Annotated in this window: 12 protein-coding genes and 5 pseudogenes; 8 read left to right on the forward strand and 9 right to left on the reverse strand. The window is 50.4% G+C overall.

Going from position 1 to position 15,293, the window contains the following annotated elements:
* Positions 1 to 98 precede the first annotated feature (98 nt).
* The 4 genes and pseudogenes from AC07VH_RS14285 to AC07VH_RS14300 all read left to right on the forward strand — a co-directional run bounded on the left by AC07VH_RS14285 (position 99) and on the right by AC07VH_RS14300 (position 4,331).
* Entirely contained in the window at positions 99 to 1,340 is a 1,242-nt protein-coding gene (locus tag AC07VH_RS14285; RefSeq protein ID WP_494789552.1) for an RNA-guided endonuclease InsQ/TnpB family protein, read from the forward strand.
* Positions 1,341 to 1,478: 138 nt separating this feature from the next.
* A pseudogene (locus AC07VH_RS14290) lies at positions 1,479 to 1,797 on the forward strand (transposase); the annotation flags it as partial.
* A 93-nt stretch (positions 1,798 to 1,890) separates the two neighbouring features.
* Positions 1,891 to 2,411 (forward strand): annotated as a pseudogene (locus AC07VH_RS14295) (DDE-type integrase/transposase/recombinase); the annotation flags it as partial.
* A 354-nt stretch (positions 2,412 to 2,765) separates the two neighbouring features.
* The gene (locus AC07VH_RS14300) at positions 2,766 to 4,331 is read left to right on the forward strand and encodes a TIR domain-containing protein (protein ID WP_494789553.1); all 1,566 of its coding nucleotides are present in this window, start codon (positions 2,766 to 2,768) and stop codon (positions 4,329 to 4,331) included.
* 274 nt (positions 4,332 to 4,605) lie between these two features.
* On the opposite strand, the gene AC07VH_RS14305 is transcribed toward AC07VH_RS14300, so the two are convergent.
* Positions 4,606 to 4,845, reverse strand: coding sequence for a transposase (locus AC07VH_RS14305; RefSeq protein WP_494789554.1), 240 nt, complete (start codon positions 4,843 to 4,845; stop codon positions 4,606 to 4,608).
* A gap of 151 nt (positions 4,846 to 4,996) precedes the next feature.
* On the opposite strand from AC07VH_RS14305, the gene AC07VH_RS14310 reads away from it, so the two are divergent.
* From AC07VH_RS14310 to AC07VH_RS14320, 3 genes are read left to right on the forward strand one after another with little or no spacing between them, the layout of a single operon-like run.
* Positions 4,997 to 5,368 (forward strand): TIR domain-containing protein, encoded by a 372-nt coding sequence (locus AC07VH_RS14310; RefSeq protein WP_494789555.1) that lies wholly within the window; start codon positions 4,997 to 4,999, stop codon positions 5,366 to 5,368.
* A gap of 18 nt (positions 5,369 to 5,386) precedes the next feature.
* Complete coding sequence (locus tag AC07VH_RS14315; protein ID WP_494789556.1) at positions 5,387 to 6,361, forward strand: caspase family protein; 975 nt, start codon at positions 5,387 to 5,389, stop codon at positions 6,359 to 6,361.
* Positions 6,362 to 6,382: 21 nt separating this feature from the next.
* A complete protein-coding gene (locus AC07VH_RS14320) occupies positions 6,383 to 6,862 on the forward strand; it encodes a toll/interleukin-1 receptor domain-containing protein (RefSeq protein WP_494789557.1) in 480 nt (159 codons plus the stop codon).
* A 291-nt stretch (positions 6,863 to 7,153) separates the two neighbouring features.
* Here AC07VH_RS14320 and AC07VH_RS14325 read toward each other — a convergent pair.
* Together AC07VH_RS14325 and AC07VH_RS14330 are read right to left on the reverse strand one after the other, a co-directional pair.
* Positions 7,154 to 7,309: pseudogene (locus AC07VH_RS14325) on the reverse strand (IS3 family transposase); the annotation flags it as partial.
* 439 nt (positions 7,310 to 7,748) lie between these two features.
* Positions 7,749 to 9,362 carry a hypothetical protein gene (locus AC07VH_RS14330; RefSeq protein ID WP_494789558.1) on the reverse strand — a complete coding sequence of 538 codons (1,614 nt, stop codon included), beginning with the start codon at positions 9,360 to 9,362 and terminating at the stop codon, positions 7,749 to 7,751.
* A 454-nt stretch (positions 9,363 to 9,816) separates the two neighbouring features.
* On the opposite strand from AC07VH_RS14330, the pseudogene AC07VH_RS14335 reads away from it, so the two are divergent.
* Positions 9,817 to 9,945 (forward strand): annotated as a pseudogene (locus tag AC07VH_RS14335) (IS6 family transposase); the annotation flags it as partial.
* A 578-nt stretch (positions 9,946 to 10,523) separates the two neighbouring features.
* Here AC07VH_RS14335 and AC07VH_RS14340 read toward each other — a convergent pair.
* From AC07VH_RS14340 to AC07VH_RS14365, 6 genes and pseudogenes are all read right to left on the reverse strand, one after another.
* On the reverse strand, positions 10,524 to 11,603 hold the full coding sequence (locus AC07VH_RS14340) for a DUF4062 domain-containing protein (protein WP_494789559.1): 1,080 nt from the start codon (positions 11,601 to 11,603) through the stop codon (positions 10,524 to 10,526).
* A 565-nt stretch (positions 11,604 to 12,168) separates the two neighbouring features.
* A complete protein-coding gene (locus AC07VH_RS14345) occupies positions 12,169 to 12,624 on the reverse strand; it encodes a hypothetical protein (RefSeq protein WP_494789560.1) in 456 nt (151 codons plus the stop codon).
* 542 nt (positions 12,625 to 13,166) lie between these two features.
* A complete protein-coding gene (locus AC07VH_RS14350; RefSeq protein ID WP_494789561.1) occupies positions 13,167 to 13,718 on the reverse strand; it encodes a hypothetical protein in 552 nt (183 codons plus the stop codon).
* Positions 13,719 to 13,781: 63 nt separating this feature from the next.
* Positions 13,782 to 14,099, reverse strand: coding sequence for a hypothetical protein (locus tag AC07VH_RS14355; RefSeq protein WP_494789562.1), 318 nt, complete (start codon positions 14,097 to 14,099; stop codon positions 13,782 to 13,784).
* A gap of 715 nt (positions 14,100 to 14,814) precedes the next feature.
* Positions 14,815 to 15,162: a hypothetical protein gene (locus AC07VH_RS14360; protein WP_494789563.1), complete on the reverse strand. Its 348-nt coding sequence runs from the start codon at positions 15,160 to 15,162 to the stop codon at positions 14,815 to 14,817.
* Between the two features lie 19 nt (positions 15,163 to 15,181).
* Positions 15,182 to 15,293 (reverse strand): annotated as a pseudogene (locus AC07VH_RS14365) (IS5/IS1182 family transposase); the annotation flags it as partial.

The following is a 15,293-nucleotide window of genomic DNA, read 5'->3' on the forward strand; positions in this document are numbered from 1 at the left end:
CCGTACGGTATGCGACCCATGTCAAGCAAAAATACGGTGCAAATTGGCTAGCTTTCTTGTGGCCGATACTGCCTTCACACGAGTAAGCTTGAAGAATCATGGAAAGATATCAAGCCTACAGGTTCGAGTTGAGACCAACCGGCGAACAGGAGCGCGCCATGCGCCGCTTCGCTGGTTCGTGCCGGTTCGTCTTCAACAAAGCCTTGGCTCTGCAAAAAGAAAATCACGCAGCCGGCAACAAGTTCATCGGATATGTGGACATGTCGAAATATCTGACAGCATGGCGCAACTGTTGCGAAACTCCTTGGCTTGCTGCCGCACCTCGTTCAGCACTTCAATATGTGTTGAAGGACTTAGAGAAAGCTTACGCGAATTTCTTTGCTGGCCGTGCAAAATTTCCAAGATTCAAGTGCAAGGGCGACAGAATTTCCTTCCGCGTGGCAGCAAAAGGGGCAATTAGATTCGAACAAACTAACAGCCGCCTGCGTTTTCCCAAATTAGGATGGCTACGGTACCGCAAGAGCCGGGACTCTGTTGGTGAACCTGTGAGTGCAACCATAAGCCAGGCTGCTGGTAAGTGGTTCATTTCAATACAGACCCGGCGCGAGGTAGATCCGGTGGTTCCTATCGCTACGAGTGCAGTTGGAATAGATGTCGGCATCGCTCGCTTTGCCACCCTGAGCGACGGCAGCTTCATAGCGCCGCTGAACAGCTTCAAGAGACACCAGCAGCGCTTGGCGCGCTACCAGCGCCGCATGGGCCGCATGGTCAAATTCAGCAGGAATTGGAATAAGGCGAAAGCGCGCGTCCAGAAGATTCACACCCGCATCGCCAATGCCCGGAGAGACTTCCTGCAAAAAACTACCACGACAATTTGCCGAAATCACGCGCTCGTCTGCATTGAGGATTTGCAGGTACGGAATATGTCCAAATCGTCAAAGGGATCGGTTGCACAGCCAGGCAAGAGGGTGCGTCAGAAAGCCACGCTAAACCGCGCCATTCTCGACCAGGGATGGGGCGAGTTTAGACGGCAGCTCAACTACAAGATGGAATGGAGTGGCGGCATGCTGCTTGCCGTGCCACCGCACCACACTAGCCAGACTTGCCCGGCTTGCAGGCACATATCAAAAGACAATCGGCAGACCCAGGCGAAATTCCTGTGCGTCGAGTGCGGCTACAAAAATCACGCAGACGTGGTCGGCGCGATTAATATTGTTGAGCGGGGGCACCGCTTGCTAGCCTGTGGAGAGATGGCGCAGTCAGGCCGCTCGAAGAAGCAGGAACCCCTCGAAGCGTTTCGCAACTCATCGCGCCGCGCGGTAGAAATCCCTGTCCTTTAGGCAGGGAGGATGTCAATTTAGCCTGCGGAGAGATGGTGCAGTCAGGTCGCTCGAAGAAGCAGGAACCCGCCGAAGCGCGTCGCATCTCATCGCGCCGCGCCGTAGAAATCTCCGTCCTTTAGACGGGGAGGATGTCAATGGAACAAGGCGAAATCTCGCGCCCAGAAGATTCACCCCCGTATCGCCAAGGCTAGACGCGACTTCCTGCACAAGGCTACAGTGGCGATTAGCAAAAACCACGGGCTTGTCTGCATTGAGGATTTGCAGGTACGGAATATGTCCAGATCCTCCAAAGGCACCCTCGAACAGCCGGGCAAGAAGGTCAGCCAAAAGTCGGGGCTGCACCGTGCCATTCTCGACCAGAGGTGGGTCGAGTTCAGGCGGCAATTCGCGTACCAGATGGAATGGCGGCATGTTGCTGGCCGTGCCACTATACCGCGCCAGTCAGACGTACCCGAATTAGGGAGGGAAGGGGGCAGTAACGGCGCGTACGTCACCGCTTTAACAATAAGTTGCTCCGGGTTTTACGAAAAAGCTAGCCTGCGGATCAAGACTGGTGCGCGAAAAGCCGCTGCCGCTGGCCGTACCTGCAAAGATCAACGACTCCTGGTCGATGGACTTCATGCATGACCAGCTGGGTGATGGCCGTAGCATCCGCTTGTTCAATCTGATCGACGATTACAACCGTGATGGGCTCGGCATCGAGGTTGACTTCTCATTGCCGTCCGAACGCGTCATGCGCTCCCTCGATAGGATCATCGAATGGCGTGGCAAACCCCAGGTCATTCGCTGCGATAACGGCCCGGAATACATCAGCGCCGTGACGCTGGCCTGAACTGCCAAGCGCGGCATACGCATCGACTTCATTCAGCCTAGCCAGTCGCAGCAGAATGCTTATGTCGAGCGCTATAACCGCACGGTGCGATACGACTGGCTGCCCCTCATCTGTTTGAAACGATTGATGACACTCAGGATTTTGCAAACCGCTGGCTGTGGACTTACAATCACGACAAGCCCAGCATGGCACTTGGCGGCATTACACCAAAACAGAAGCTTGCCATGGCGGCTTAGCCTCTACTTTTAGAGCGCTCCAAAAATGGGGGGATTACCCCACTAGTCACCGCCATCCCATGGCATGAACACCGCCAATCAGACTTGTGATATTTCGCGTATTTTTCAGATGAGCAAGATGCTATTCTCTATGGTCACCAGCCTAGTCCGGCCATTAGCGGACCTACTCAAAATTTAGCATGTGATCAACAAGTATTAATGAACGAGATATAGTGGAACGAACTATGGCACACACACTTCTTTTGAAAAGTCACTATCCTGGAATGCAAAAATAAAATAAAATAAAATAAGATAAAATATTCATTGAGGTTTTCCAGAAATCAATAATTTAGAATATTAATTGAGAATTTAAAAATGGTCGATAAAAAGAAGCTTGAGGATGTTTTCAAAACAGTTGGATTGCCGCCGTATACCTATGTGAAACCGCACCACTTTGGCGAAGTGCGAGCTGATATTTCACAGACTGGCAAACACCTCTTAATCGAGGGGCCCTCCGGAATTGGTAAAACCTGCGTCGTATTTAAGGTATTTGAAGAACTCCAATGGCAGCAGGGAAAAGAGTTCAAATATATTGGCTGCCGTGATGAAAATTCCGAGCAGATAATAGATGATTTTCTCAAGAATGCTGTCGTGGGCGATATGCCAATGCCGCGCGTTTTAGTCGTCGATGACTTCCACCTCTTGACTATAAAAAAGAGAGCAGAAATCGGGTCAACGTTGAAACGCTTGAGCGATCGGTCTTTTGAATTAATTGAGCCAGCAAAAGTTATCTTAATTGGAATCCCAACAACAGGGGTCTCCCTGCTGTCCGAAGCCTATGATCTTGGGCCGCGCTTGGGCTCGTACTCTTTGAAACGCGCATCTGATTCCGAAATCGATAAACTAATCAGTGAGGGAGAGCAGGCCCTCGAGGTGATCTTTGAGGACCGCGCAGTTTTACTGTCTGAAAGTGCCGGCAATTTCTGGTTAGCGCAATATGTCTGCAACAAGGTTTGCGCCATCGAAGAAGTATACGAAACGCAAGATGACACTCGCATACTGACATTTGATATCCTCGGGATTCGAAGCCGATTGATGGCCGAACTGACACAACGATATCTACCGATCGCAAGGACATTCGCTAAAGGGAAAAAGTGGCGCCCAGGTGGCAACAAGCCTTACCTCGAAATTTTGCTCGCGCTGTGCAAAATTCCTGATTCGGTTGTTACTTTCGATCAGTTGCTTCAGGTCGTTTCTGATCGTCGACGTCCTGGTCTTAAAGCGGTTCGAACACGTATCGCCGAGGTTATACATGATCCAAGTAAGAGCACAGACTTGCGAAAACAAATTGTTTTTGAATCGGATTCTGGCTTTTCGATTGAAGATCCGCTATTTAGGTATTTCCTTACTAATATCGATGTGAAAGTACTGTTCCGCGATTTAGGTATCGAAGAGAGCGCCGTCGAAAATGGCCGTTTGTACACGTACGATATAGGATTCTCGTTTGCAGGTGAGGCAAGAAAAATTGTAGAGCTGATCAATGCCGAAATGAAAGCCGAAGATGTAATCACGTTTTACGACTTTGATCAGCAAGCTATTTTACTTGCGTCGGACTTGCAAGATGTCCTTGAAAAGATATATGCCGAGTCCTGTAGATATTACCTTGTGTTTATGGATAAGAATTATCGTGAAAAGGTTTGGACTAGATTTGAAAAAGATGTGATAACTTCTGGAAAAAGAAGTGGGCATATAGTGCCAGTCATTATCGATGAGGAAGGTGCCAGTGGTACAGTTGGAATTTCCAATACTATCGGGCGAATTGAATTAAAAGATATATGGTCGGAAATTAAAAAGACGGGAGCAATTTCTACTGATAACGTCAATACAATTAAGAATAGGTGTGTTTTGCCAATGCTTGAGAAAATCGGTTCTGAGACTTGAAAAAACATCTTAAATAGGGGGGAGAGCGACTGACAGCAACGTGGTGCGGATTCAATCGGTCAACGCAACACACTGTTCAAATCGTTGAGCCGGTGTTTAGTAGTGTAGCGTCTTCCTGGGACGCTCGCTTTCCGGCTGAAGGCGCCATGCATAGAAGCCGCTGGGATGTACCCCCATCATCTTGCACAAGCGCCGCACTGGAAATTCGTCCTGTACCTCTTGAATGAAGGTGTACCTTAGCCGGACGTCTTGGCAAAGTACACCGCGGCCTTTTTTAAGGTATCTCGCTCCTCGTGACGCGCTTCAATTCGACCCTCGGTCGAGGCATCTCGTCAGACTGGGAGTCCTCGGCCTTGCGCTCGGCTTCAGGTACGCCATGCCGCCTTGTCCACGTATAAATGCTGTGGATACTGACACCAAGCCGTTCAGCGATCTCAGCCGCTGGGTGCCCTCGATTAATCACCTGCTTGAGCGCAGCGATCTTAAATTCTTCCGTGTAACGCTTACCACTCATGATTTCTCCTTTTTCTAAATTTTGGCTCAGGAGTGTCTACAGTAGTCGTGGGGATTCAGCGACCGACACGATTATTAACAAAATATCTGTTATATTTGATCTGGCGTGCACAACTGGCACTCCCAACACCATTTCAAAAAGAGAGGATCACATGGCAGACAAGAAAACTATTTTTATTGCATTTGCAATTGAAGACGAAAGGCAGAGGGACTTTTTGAAGGGGCAATCGCTCCTTACAAACTCTCCATTTGAATACATAGATATGTCAGTCAAAGAAGCCTATGCATCGGAATGGAAAGATAAAGTTCGCACACGGATTCGCAGATCTGATGGTGTAATCGCCTTGATCAGCAAAAATTCCTTAGCATCAAGCGGACAGAAGTGGGAGATTTCTTGCGCGCGGGAGGAGGGAAAGAAGGTCCTAGGTATTTGGGCCTATTCCGATGATCGAACAAAAATTGAAGGCGTAAATACCGTCGTATGGACATGGGATGCAATCAAAAACTTTATTGACGGAATTTAACATAAGAGGAGTTACTTTATGCGTATAGCTCTTGTAGTCGGTATAAATCACTACGAGCATGGCGGCTCTTTGTATGGGTGTGTTGATGATGCCCATGCATTGCAAGCTGTTCTAGCTCGACATGGTGATGGATCGGTTAACTTTGATTGCAAAATTTTCACAGGGACCGGCCCTAAAGATCGCGTTGAACGGGCTTTTTTAAAAGATCGTGTTGAAGAGCTTTTCAAGGCCCAGGCCGATATTGCGCTGTTTTATTTTGCCGGCCATGGGCATATCGAAGCAACCGGAGGTTATTTGCTGGCAACGGACTCTCGCCGTGGCGACGAAGGGCTATCGCTCTCCGACGTTCTAGTAATGGCCAATAAATCACCAGCACGCAATAAGATAGTCATCCTTGACAGTTGCCACTCAGGAATAGCTGGTATTCCACCAACCGCTGGAGAACTTGCCAGTTTATCTGAGGGCTTGACAATTCTTACTGCATCAGCGGCCGATCAATATGCAACGGAAGAAAATGGCAGAGGGGTATTCACAACACTATTGGTTGATGCCCTTCACGGCGGGGCAGCCAATCTCACTGGTGATATTACCCCGGGCAGCATCTATGCGCATGTTGACCAATCCTTGGGAGCGTGGGAGCAACGTCCGATTTTTAAAACTAACGTCCGGCAATTTGTGTCGCTTCGAAAGGTTAATCCGCCTATTTCCCTAGATGATCTCAGGCGTATAACGGAGTTTTTCCCTCGGCGGGGTTATGAATATAAGCTTGACCCTACGTTTGAGCCTGAATTGAAGGGGAGAGACCCAGGTATGCTTCCCCCTGATCCTGAAAACACGCGGAAGTTCGCGCTTCTCCAGCGATATAACCGCCTAAATTTGGTCGCGCCTGTGGATGCCCCGCATATGTGGCACGCCGCCATGCAAAGCAAGTCCTGCAAATTAACAGTGCTAGGCGAACATTATCGACTGCTGGCTGAAAAGCAACGTTTATAGGGTTTAGCCAAAGGATTAAGAATGAAAATATTTTTGTCTCACCAACAGACTGACTCGATGTTAGCCCTGAAGATACAAGAGCATCTGAAAATTAATCATAAGATTGATTGTTATCTAGACGTCATTGATCCTAAATTTGACAATGGCGAGGACATTGCCGCGCACGTTAGAAAGGAACTCGATAAATGCACGCAACTCCTGGCCGTCGTTTCTGATGCGACCAAAGCGTCATGGTGGGTGCCGTGGGAAATAGGTGTTGCAACCGAGAAAGATTTTCCTCTTGCAACATTTGGAGGAAATGTTGTGCTTCCAGAATACTTAAAGAAATGGCCGTACCTCAAAAGCATATCTGATTTGGATAAATATGCTGAGGCTTCTAAAGATGCGTCAAAACATGTGCTGACAGCAACCATGGAGTCAGAATCGTCCAGATCGACTGTATTCAGAGGCGATGCGACCAAACACTTTTACAAAATATTGCGTGCAAAACTCGGGCAGTGAATGTGTGGGGGGGCGAAGCTTTCCCTGCTGAGGGTGCTAAACAAATAATGCTACTCTCAGCAAGCGATACCGATTCCAACTCAGCCACAATAATGGAAAGTTTTTCCCACCGCCGCCTACCTTTAAAAGCCCGCATATTTCAAAGTAGTTCCCGTCACGTTTTTGATGGGAATTACTTTAGATACAGATAAAATGGTAGGAAATTCGCAAGTCGGAATATTGGCTTGAACAGGACTCCTTTAGGATTAAGGACTCAATCGATCAACGCAACACTTTAACTTAATGTAGTGGTCAACCCATCCCGGACACTACGTTAAGTTTTTCTTCGGCGACGGCCGGTGCCAGTCCCTGGTTGAACTGATGTGGCCGCATCCAGTTATGCCGGTGCATCAGGTAATGGCTAATGTCCCGTTGTGCTTCCTGTGCCGTCATGTAACCAGTTGACGGGGTAATCCCCCCATTTTTAGATCGTGCTAAAAGTAGAGGTTAAGCGGCCATGGCAAGCTTCTGTTTTGGCGTGATAGCGTCAGGTGCCATGTCGCGTCAGCGGTGATCGCAACTCAACCGCCAGCGCGCAAAGTCCCCGATCTGGCCGAGCGCACGTAGCAGACGACGGGCTAGTTTATCGTAGCCAACTGTGCCGCTATCGCGCGCGAATGCAGGCGCTCTGCTGCTGCCTCGATCGGATAAACATGGCTAGGGAAGGTCTGATTTTGCTAGCGCGCGGCAGAAGTCTCTGTAGGGCAGGGGATAGGCACGTCAGACCGGATCTTCGTCGTTGGGTCAGGCAGTTGCGAGATCGCACACCAGGTGCATGGTAAGACGCCCAATTACCTAACACGATCCATAGGTTTTGCATTGTTCAAGAACTCTGGTTCAGGAGAGTTTAAGCTACTGGTGGCGATTCACCACCAAAGTCGCGACGCGTAAGGTCCGAAAAAGCAACCTCGACTTGAGAAATCTTCCGTTTGGAAAGAGGATTTATTTCTTCAGGGGACGCCGCCAAAGGATGTGCCAGGAAGTGCTGCTTTACAAGTTTTCGAAGGTCTGGGAATGATTTCACTGATTCTTCGATGTCCCGAGCAAACGAAACTTTAATGGTGTAACGTTTCGGGTCTACCTGCGCCTGTGCGGCCGAGATTCGTTCTCGAGCTTCGGGCGAAAGCTCGCCGGTAAGCCACAGTTCGAAGGTTTGCGTGATGTTCTTGAATTCGGAGTTGTCGAGAGTTTGGTTTCTCACGTTCGGAATACGCTTGGTCAGCCACGCCTCGATTTCTGAATCCTGCAGCAGTCGGCCGGGCAATAGCCCTTTGCATTCGATGAATCTAATCTCCTGATCGGGGACATGCACCCTAACGTCGACTTCCGCTACGTCTTTTCCGTCCTTGCGGTAAATCTTGTTCATCAGGATGGTGGCTCCTCCTACCGTTCTCCGCATCACCTCTGCCACGACGAACTCGAAAAGAGCCCCGCGAAGCGTGCCAGCCGCGCCTTCGACTTTTCCGAGTTTGTCGAACAGGTACGCGAACTTGTCGAGGTCAACAGCTTGAGTCGCGGCTTGCGTCAGCATGCCGCTTAGCTCCATCAAAGCATTAGCGACATCCGTACCAAATATTGACTCAGTAGTAGCGGGAATAATGCCTTCTTGGCGCATCGCATCGAGCGCTTCGCGGGTATATCGGTGAGCGACGAAAAATTGAAGCGTGCGAACGTTACGGACTTGGCGCAGTGTCTTGCATTTGTATATGAAAGACTTAAGGTCGTTTAGTTCGACCTGCTCTTTCAAAAGCACGTCCAAAACCATAAACCCCGGCTTCGGGCGGCCAGAGTTATTCCAGGCAGCAAGCGCACTAATATAGGACGGTGCCGTCAAGTCCCACTGAAAAACAGAGACGGTCGGCGCGGATTCCTGTTGATAGCTTCGCAACTTAAAGCTCGCAAAGCTACCTAGCCCAAGTCTCGCAGCCCATTCCTGGATGGACTGAAGCAGCACACTTTCCACAATCAATCGAGCGCGTACACCAGGGAGCTGCTCATCAATAGATGCACTTCTCTTCGCGAATGCGAAACACTCGCCCAAGCCAGGTACTTCAATAGTCTGAAAGAGCTCAGTGCCTACAAGGTCTTGCCAGACACGTTCGAATGAAATTTGGCGAGCCCCGGACGATATACCCGCTGCAGAGGCAAGATGTGCCAGCGGGAGAAGGCCACCGCGAGCATGAAGTGCTCGAATAACCCGCGCATACGCACCGTTACCCATCTCGAGCGCTTCAGCTAAACGTGCCCAAAACTTATCACTTCCGTATTGAGTTGTCGCATACAAAAACTTCGCTCTGCGTGCAAAAGGTAGCTTCAACTCGCGAACTGCCGTGCTTCGTCGTTCGACCTTCTTCCGAGCAGCAGCCGGCGTGATACCAAGCCATTTTTCAAGGGCGACGGCAAGTTGGCCGCTTAGCTGGGGCCCTTCACTCAATAAGACGTCAAGTACATCATCACGCATGGTCATCTTCCTATGTCACAGAGCGATATTTATAATCGTAAGGCGGCGTGACAGTGGTGCGAAAATTTCTGCCGTGGCGACGAAAAAGATGTTTAAAATCAGCATCTTGAGAAATTCACGAATCGAGTTTTTGGTAGGGGCGTTGTCACAGTTCAAAACACACTTGCATGTTGAGCGCCAAATAACGACCAAACTACCTCTTCGGCGGAGCACGTGTAACGCCCGGACTACCCTCTACGCCAGAAGGTCATTCCTAGACTAACACACCCGCAATTATGTTTCGGGAGTACGTTAATACACAGCGACCGGTTCGTCCTCGTCTCGCACGCGTACCGGACAAGAAGTGAACCGCCCCGGATTTTGTGAAGGCCGGTTAGTATGAGTGGCTCAGTCGTATTGGCGACACGACCGCTGCCATGGGATAGCTGCACTATCGAAGCCTTGACGGCGCGCCATGATCAACTTTAAAGGAATACGTTTCTCGACCGACGTCATCTTGGTCAGCATCCGCTGATATACGGCCTACCCACTGAGCTACCCGCACATCGAGGAAATTATGGAGGAGCGTGGCGTATCGGTCGACTAATCATCGATCAACCAGCGCGGCAAGGCCTGACATATAACCCGATCCATATCGGCGCGTACCAATCAGCAGAGGAGGGCAGTGTGATCGCACACCCCAATGCAACGCGACCAGAACGATGCACTGCAGTACCAATCGACGTTCAAACGCCTTGACCGGCCGTGGCTGCCAGCCCCAAACCGCTGGCACCGCCAACGTATCAAGTCAAAGCCGGCGCCCCGCAAAACCTCAGCTACATCATCGCAAGGAGTTTAACCATGGAAGAGATCCAGCCGGAGCCTGCCGAAGCTCAATTGGCTTTTGTTTGAGCGCGGCAGGAGTCTCTGCAGGGCAGGGGAGATGGACAGGTAAAACCCGATCTCGTCGTAGGATCAGGCAGCTATCGCGCACCAAGAGTCAGGCAGGGTGTCCATGCCCAACACAATTCATCGGGTTTTCATCTTGCAAGAACCATGGACCTGGAAAGTCTAAGCTACTGGTGGCGGTTCAATGGTACTGTCCGCTTCCGCCCCCAAAGCTGACCGTCAATTTTCGTGTCCGGGAGTAACCGAAAGCTGGCAATGGGAACAAAGGGCGATTTACTCAGCATCACTAAGAAGAATCTCCTCGCTAAATTGGGACTCATCTTCATTGCGCCGAATTGCACGCAATTGCGTCATAATCTCATCGCCATATGGCGTTAGCGTCCAATAAGTACCCGCGTCTTTAACGCTTCTAGCTTTTTCGCTTTTAGTGATAAGGCCCAAGGCGCGAAGTTGAACTTTGATCGTCTGAAAGTCGTCTTCGCTAATGTAAAAGTTGCGCAGCGCATGGCCAACGAGTTCCTTGTTTTTGCTCACACGCTCAATGCTGACTGTTTCGGCAAACTGGTCAAGTGAACTTTTTAGCACGGGTTCCGTCGCCTCATGAATCATTAATGGAGCAATCGATGCAAATATTTCATTCCAGGTGGGCGAAAAGGTCGAATTCCACTTTTGGCTTAGGTAATCGCCTGGCGCTTTCGCTGAAAATAAAAACCTTATTGAATGCTCTTCATCGCCCTGAGCTAACCCCTCAGAACCCTTAGGTGCAGAAATACGTGCCCGAGATAACTCGGTTTGGAGTTCTTCAACGCGACGACGTAGCTGCAGCAATTCCATCGTTGCTTCTCGATCTGCCAACTCGTTGGCCCGCACCCAACCCACTGCTGGGGTTGACCTTATCAGTTGAATTAAACTCCTACTAACGACAGATCCAAGTTCTTGAGCTGACTCCCAATGTTTGCAAAGCTTTTGCTCTACAGATTCCCGAAACGCTTGTAGCTTTTCTTTTCCCTCTGCTGTCGGTTCCGAATTGTCGGCGATTATCTTTCCGGGACAGCGGTGCAGGAAGGCAATTGTTGGCTTGCCGGTTGAGAGAGCATATCGATACTCCATCTCCGTATAGCTGATGCCCTCGGTCCCAATTGAGCCATAGCGACCTCCAAGAATCAAAATGTAGTAGTCACAGTCGTCTATTACCTTTTTGATCAAGTTCCATTGAGTCTCATTCGCAGCTGGGAAAAGCTCCATGCCGGAGGGCATACAATCTAACTCAAGGAGTGCGTGCATGACTTCCTGCCGCTCGACCTCGAGGTCGCGGAACGTGCTGCTTATGAAAACTTGGTATTTCTTCTCCACTTACGCTCCTAGTTCTTGAGTCCACAATTTGGATACGCTTTGCATCTAGTCAATGACCGCTGTTGGCTGCGGATTCAATCGATCAAAGCAACACTCTAACTTAAATGCATCGTTGCAGAGTGGAAATGATGCGAAAAAGCACTCGAATCGATTGCTCCGCGCCCCGTGGAACCCGAGATTACCGTCACAAGGCGTTTTGCGATGTGAACGTTAGTGCAGGAACGCGCCAAAGCTCAAGCAACTCTTGCTCGTGCGCCGTATGAGTCTCTGCAGGGCAGGGGAGATAGACCCAGACCCGCTCTCGTCGTTGGATCAGGCAGCGACGAGATCGCACACCAGGCGCCTGGCAGGGCGCCCTGGCTCCCGACACGATCCATTGGATTCTCATCTTTCAAGAACTATGGATCAGGAGGATCTAAGCTACAGGCTGCGGTTCAGAGCGCTAATTGGCTCCGTGCGCTTTGGCCCCGAAACTGCTTCTGAAGAAGTCGCAGAGCAGCAGTGATGACAATGGACATTTGGCGGGCGACCGCCAATCGACACGACGTGCTGGTCGATTGCCAAATTAGATCGCATCGACTTCATAGGCGCGTGCGTCCTGTTCAAGCGGTGCATCGTAATAGCCTACGGAAGCAATCTGGGCCAAGTACACAGGCATGAACGCTTCGATACTTCCGAACCTCTCGTACTGTTGTACGTGGCGCAGCTCATGGGAAATGAGCCGTACATCAGCATGTCTCTCCACGATGAAAATGCCATAGCCAAGGGTCATCCCCGCCATGTTTGGACCAATCAGGCCAGTAGCTTCGGCGACTTCACGCAGCAACTGGTCTTCCGGCATCGGCAGCTCCGAGACATACTTTATTCGGACTAGTCCAGGCTCCGCAACGCCCGAGCGCATCGCAAGCGCCGCGCCCTTCTCATTCAAGGAAACGCCGCTGCGAAGTATGAGATGAGACTGCTCCTGCGCCCAGGCAATTGCTTTTGGAACGAGGAGCGGCATGAATGTTTGGAGATCCATGAAATATGCCAATCATGTAGAGTTCAGAATCAGCGAATGCTGCTATCAAAAAATTTCAGGCAAAACGATATCAGTTGCGGGGAAGGAGTGACCGTCTGGAAAGGGCTGCGGACTCAATCGATCAACGCAACACTTTAACTTAAATGCATCGTTGCAGAGCGGAAATGATGCGAGAGATAACTCGAATCGATTGCGCCGCGACCCGCGAAAGCCGGGGTTAACGTTGCAAGAGGATTAGCCACGGAAGCGTTCATGGTGGAATCCACCGAAGCTCAAGCAACTATGGCTTCAGCTCGGCAAGAGTCTCTACAGTGCAGGGGAGATAGACCGGCCAGACCCGATCTCGTCGTTGGATCAGGTAGCTACGAAATCGCACACCGGCGCCTGGCAAGACCCCAGACCTAAACACGAACATCGGCTTTTCATCTTTCAAGAACTATGGATTAGGAGAGTAAGCTACTGGCAGCGAGGAGAGTAAGCTACTGGCAGCGCCTCAGAGCGCTAATCGGCTCCGTCCGCTTGCGCCCCAAAGCGGACATTGCCTATGTCGCGGAACATTCGACACCACGCAAGCGAAGCGAACGACAAAGCGTATCCACCTTAATTTCATTATCCTGCACGCTCACAAAATATCTTTCATTTTGCAGAGCCTCAAATCCAGACGGCAGCGCCCAGATTGGCTCAAGATAATTTCTGAGTGAGCCTTCTAAATAATAGTTAAATCCGTCTATCGATCCGCGTTTGGCGTCATTGGCGAAGACGCAGTCGAACCCCTCGATCCATTTTGCGAACTGGGTACTAATTCCGTGTAGCCCCGGATATAAACGACGTAACGGCGTCGTCAGAAATCGAACCTCGCCGATGGTCCAGATGATGTCGCGGCGAACCTTGGGGAGCAATACAGTCGCCAAAGGCGAAGCATCGGTATCAATCGAGCCGTCAGAGCGGTACTTGATCTCGCCGAAATCCTTGAAGTGCAGAGCAGCGCCCCAGTCAGTAAGTGTAACGGCTGGGGGTGCAGCAAGCGCACGAAACCATTCAAGTATTTCAGAGCAGGCTTCTGGACTGGCGGCAAATCGATAAGTCGTAGCCATCTGGATAGAGCCCTTTTATTAGGTGATTCGCAGACGAATTCCTACGTCTGTTTTTGGCCGGATTCAGCCCGACGCATATTGGTTGCCTTTAGGCCATTCGCCATTTGCACGATACTCGTTAAGGATTTTCCACACAGCTTTTTTAAATCTAGTTCCGGAGTCATCGCCGGGCATTGGTAATAGAAGCTCCGCATCCAGAGTGTTCTTGTCGAAACGAAAAAGGCCACGGCATTCTCCAGCCTGCATGTGGCGGCTTTCGTAGCGAGGGTCTTCGCACCACAGATTCGCGATGAAAAAATAGTCGACGAACCCATCGGTCTCTTTGTCTTTCAGCATGCCGATTGACTGTTCGTCGACTCGCATATCTTCAGTAAGCTTCATATCATAATTCTATAGGCAACGTCTGCTAGTGGCCGGTAGCGGCACCAGAGCATAGCGGATTGCCAAGCAGAAAAACTCACAAATTGTCACGCTGCCGCGAATGACCGCTTGTGGCCGGTTGCCGTCGTTGGCAGTTTCCGTCCCGTTGCAGACCTTGAGCCCTATCGTCAAAAGTCGGCAAATTTTGCCCACATCATGCCTAAATACCCAAGCACAGCACCAATAAGGCATGCGAGCGCGACGCCTTCAAGCGGCCAGCGCCACAAAGCGGACAATATTAACGAGGCTATGACTCCGAATGACATCCGACCGATTGCACTGGACTTGATCTTCAAGTCGGAATCTGGATCGAAGGCGTATATCCCCCCGAGTAAGAATCCGAGACAACAGAGGGAACCTGTCCAAAGCAACGCGTGCCGCCACGATATGTCCGTCCACGGTGCTGCATATGACATCGCTGCGCAAGCGCTTATCATCGAAAAAAAGACTGCCAAGATAATTGCTTTACGCAATGTGGTCATGATCGGACTGTGCGAAAAACTGATTTGATGAGTTGGTCAACATACGGAGTTGGCCGCCTGCGGCCTATGAGCATAACGAATTACCAAGCGAGAAAAGTCACGCATTGTCACGCTGATGCGAATGTCCGCTCCTGGCCGGTTGCCGTCGTCGGCAGGTTACGCCCCAAAGTGGACTCTCAAATCCTACCAGCGAGCTATGCAATCATCAGCGTTGCGTTGTCAAACGACTCATCGTCCAATGCTAAAATCACTGCACGCATCAGTTCACAATGCGTAGGCGGCAATTCGTGGCCTTTGTGTGATGTATTCCAGTGTTTGTAAAGCAGCTCCAACTCCACCTTAAAAGCAGTAAGCGTGGTACCCGAAAGGCAGAATCCCGCCTCGGAATCAGCTCGTTCCGTAATTGCACTAATCGTTGGCAGTCCGATATCGATGCCGGCGGCTTCCCAATAGAGATTCACGGTGCGAGCGGAACCTAAGTACAGATCGATGGTTGGCTCAATCGCTGTAGACTGTTTAAATATCATCAGATGATAGGCCACTTAGTTCCTTTAAGAACGCCTAACAAAACCGCTGAATGTATCTCCAGCAGATGCGTATGCAGGCAAGCGAGAGGAATGCCTGATGGATATCGGCACGGCGCTCGTAGCGGATGCGTAATCGGCGGAAGCGG

The sequence above is a fragment of the Janthinobacterium sp. GW821-FHT03C10 genome (genome assembly GCF_059420865.1).

What these genes read in the sequence shown, in the direction of transcription:
- AC07VH_RS14285 (WP_494789552.1), top strand. Translation starts at nt 99, where the DNA reads ATGGAAAGATATCAAGCCTACAGGTTCGAGTTGAGACCAACCGGCGAA.
- AC07VH_RS14300 (WP_494789553.1), top strand. Translation starts at nt 2,766, where the DNA reads ATGGTCGATAAAAAGAAGCTTGAGGATGTTTTCAAAACAGTTGGATTG.
- AC07VH_RS14305 (WP_494789554.1), bottom strand. Translation starts at nt 4,845, where the DNA reads ATGAGTGGTAAGCGTTACACGGAAGAATTTAAGATCGCTGCGCTCAAG.
- AC07VH_RS14310 (WP_494789555.1), top strand. Translation starts at nt 4,997, where the DNA reads ATGGCAGACAAGAAAACTATTTTTATTGCATTTGCAATTGAAGACGAA.
- AC07VH_RS14315 (WP_494789556.1), top strand. Translation starts at nt 5,387, where the DNA reads ATGCGTATAGCTCTTGTAGTCGGTATAAATCACTACGAGCATGGCGGC.
- AC07VH_RS14320 (WP_494789557.1), top strand. Translation starts at nt 6,383, where the DNA reads ATGAAAATATTTTTGTCTCACCAACAGACTGACTCGATGTTAGCCCTG.
- AC07VH_RS14330 (WP_494789558.1), bottom strand. Translation starts at nt 9,362, where the DNA reads ATGCGTGATGATGTACTTGACGTCTTATTGAGTGAAGGGCCCCAGCTA.
- AC07VH_RS14345 (WP_494789560.1), bottom strand. Translation starts at nt 12,624, where the DNA reads ATGGATCTCCAAACATTCATGCCGCTCCTCGTTCCAAAAGCAATTGCC.
- AC07VH_RS14350 (WP_494789561.1), bottom strand. Translation starts at nt 13,718, where the DNA reads ATGGCTACGACTTATCGATTTGCCGCCAGTCCAGAAGCCTGCTCTGAA.
- AC07VH_RS14355 (WP_494789562.1), bottom strand. Translation starts at nt 14,099, where the DNA reads ATGAAGCTTACTGAAGATATGCGAGTCGACGAACAGTCAATCGGCATG.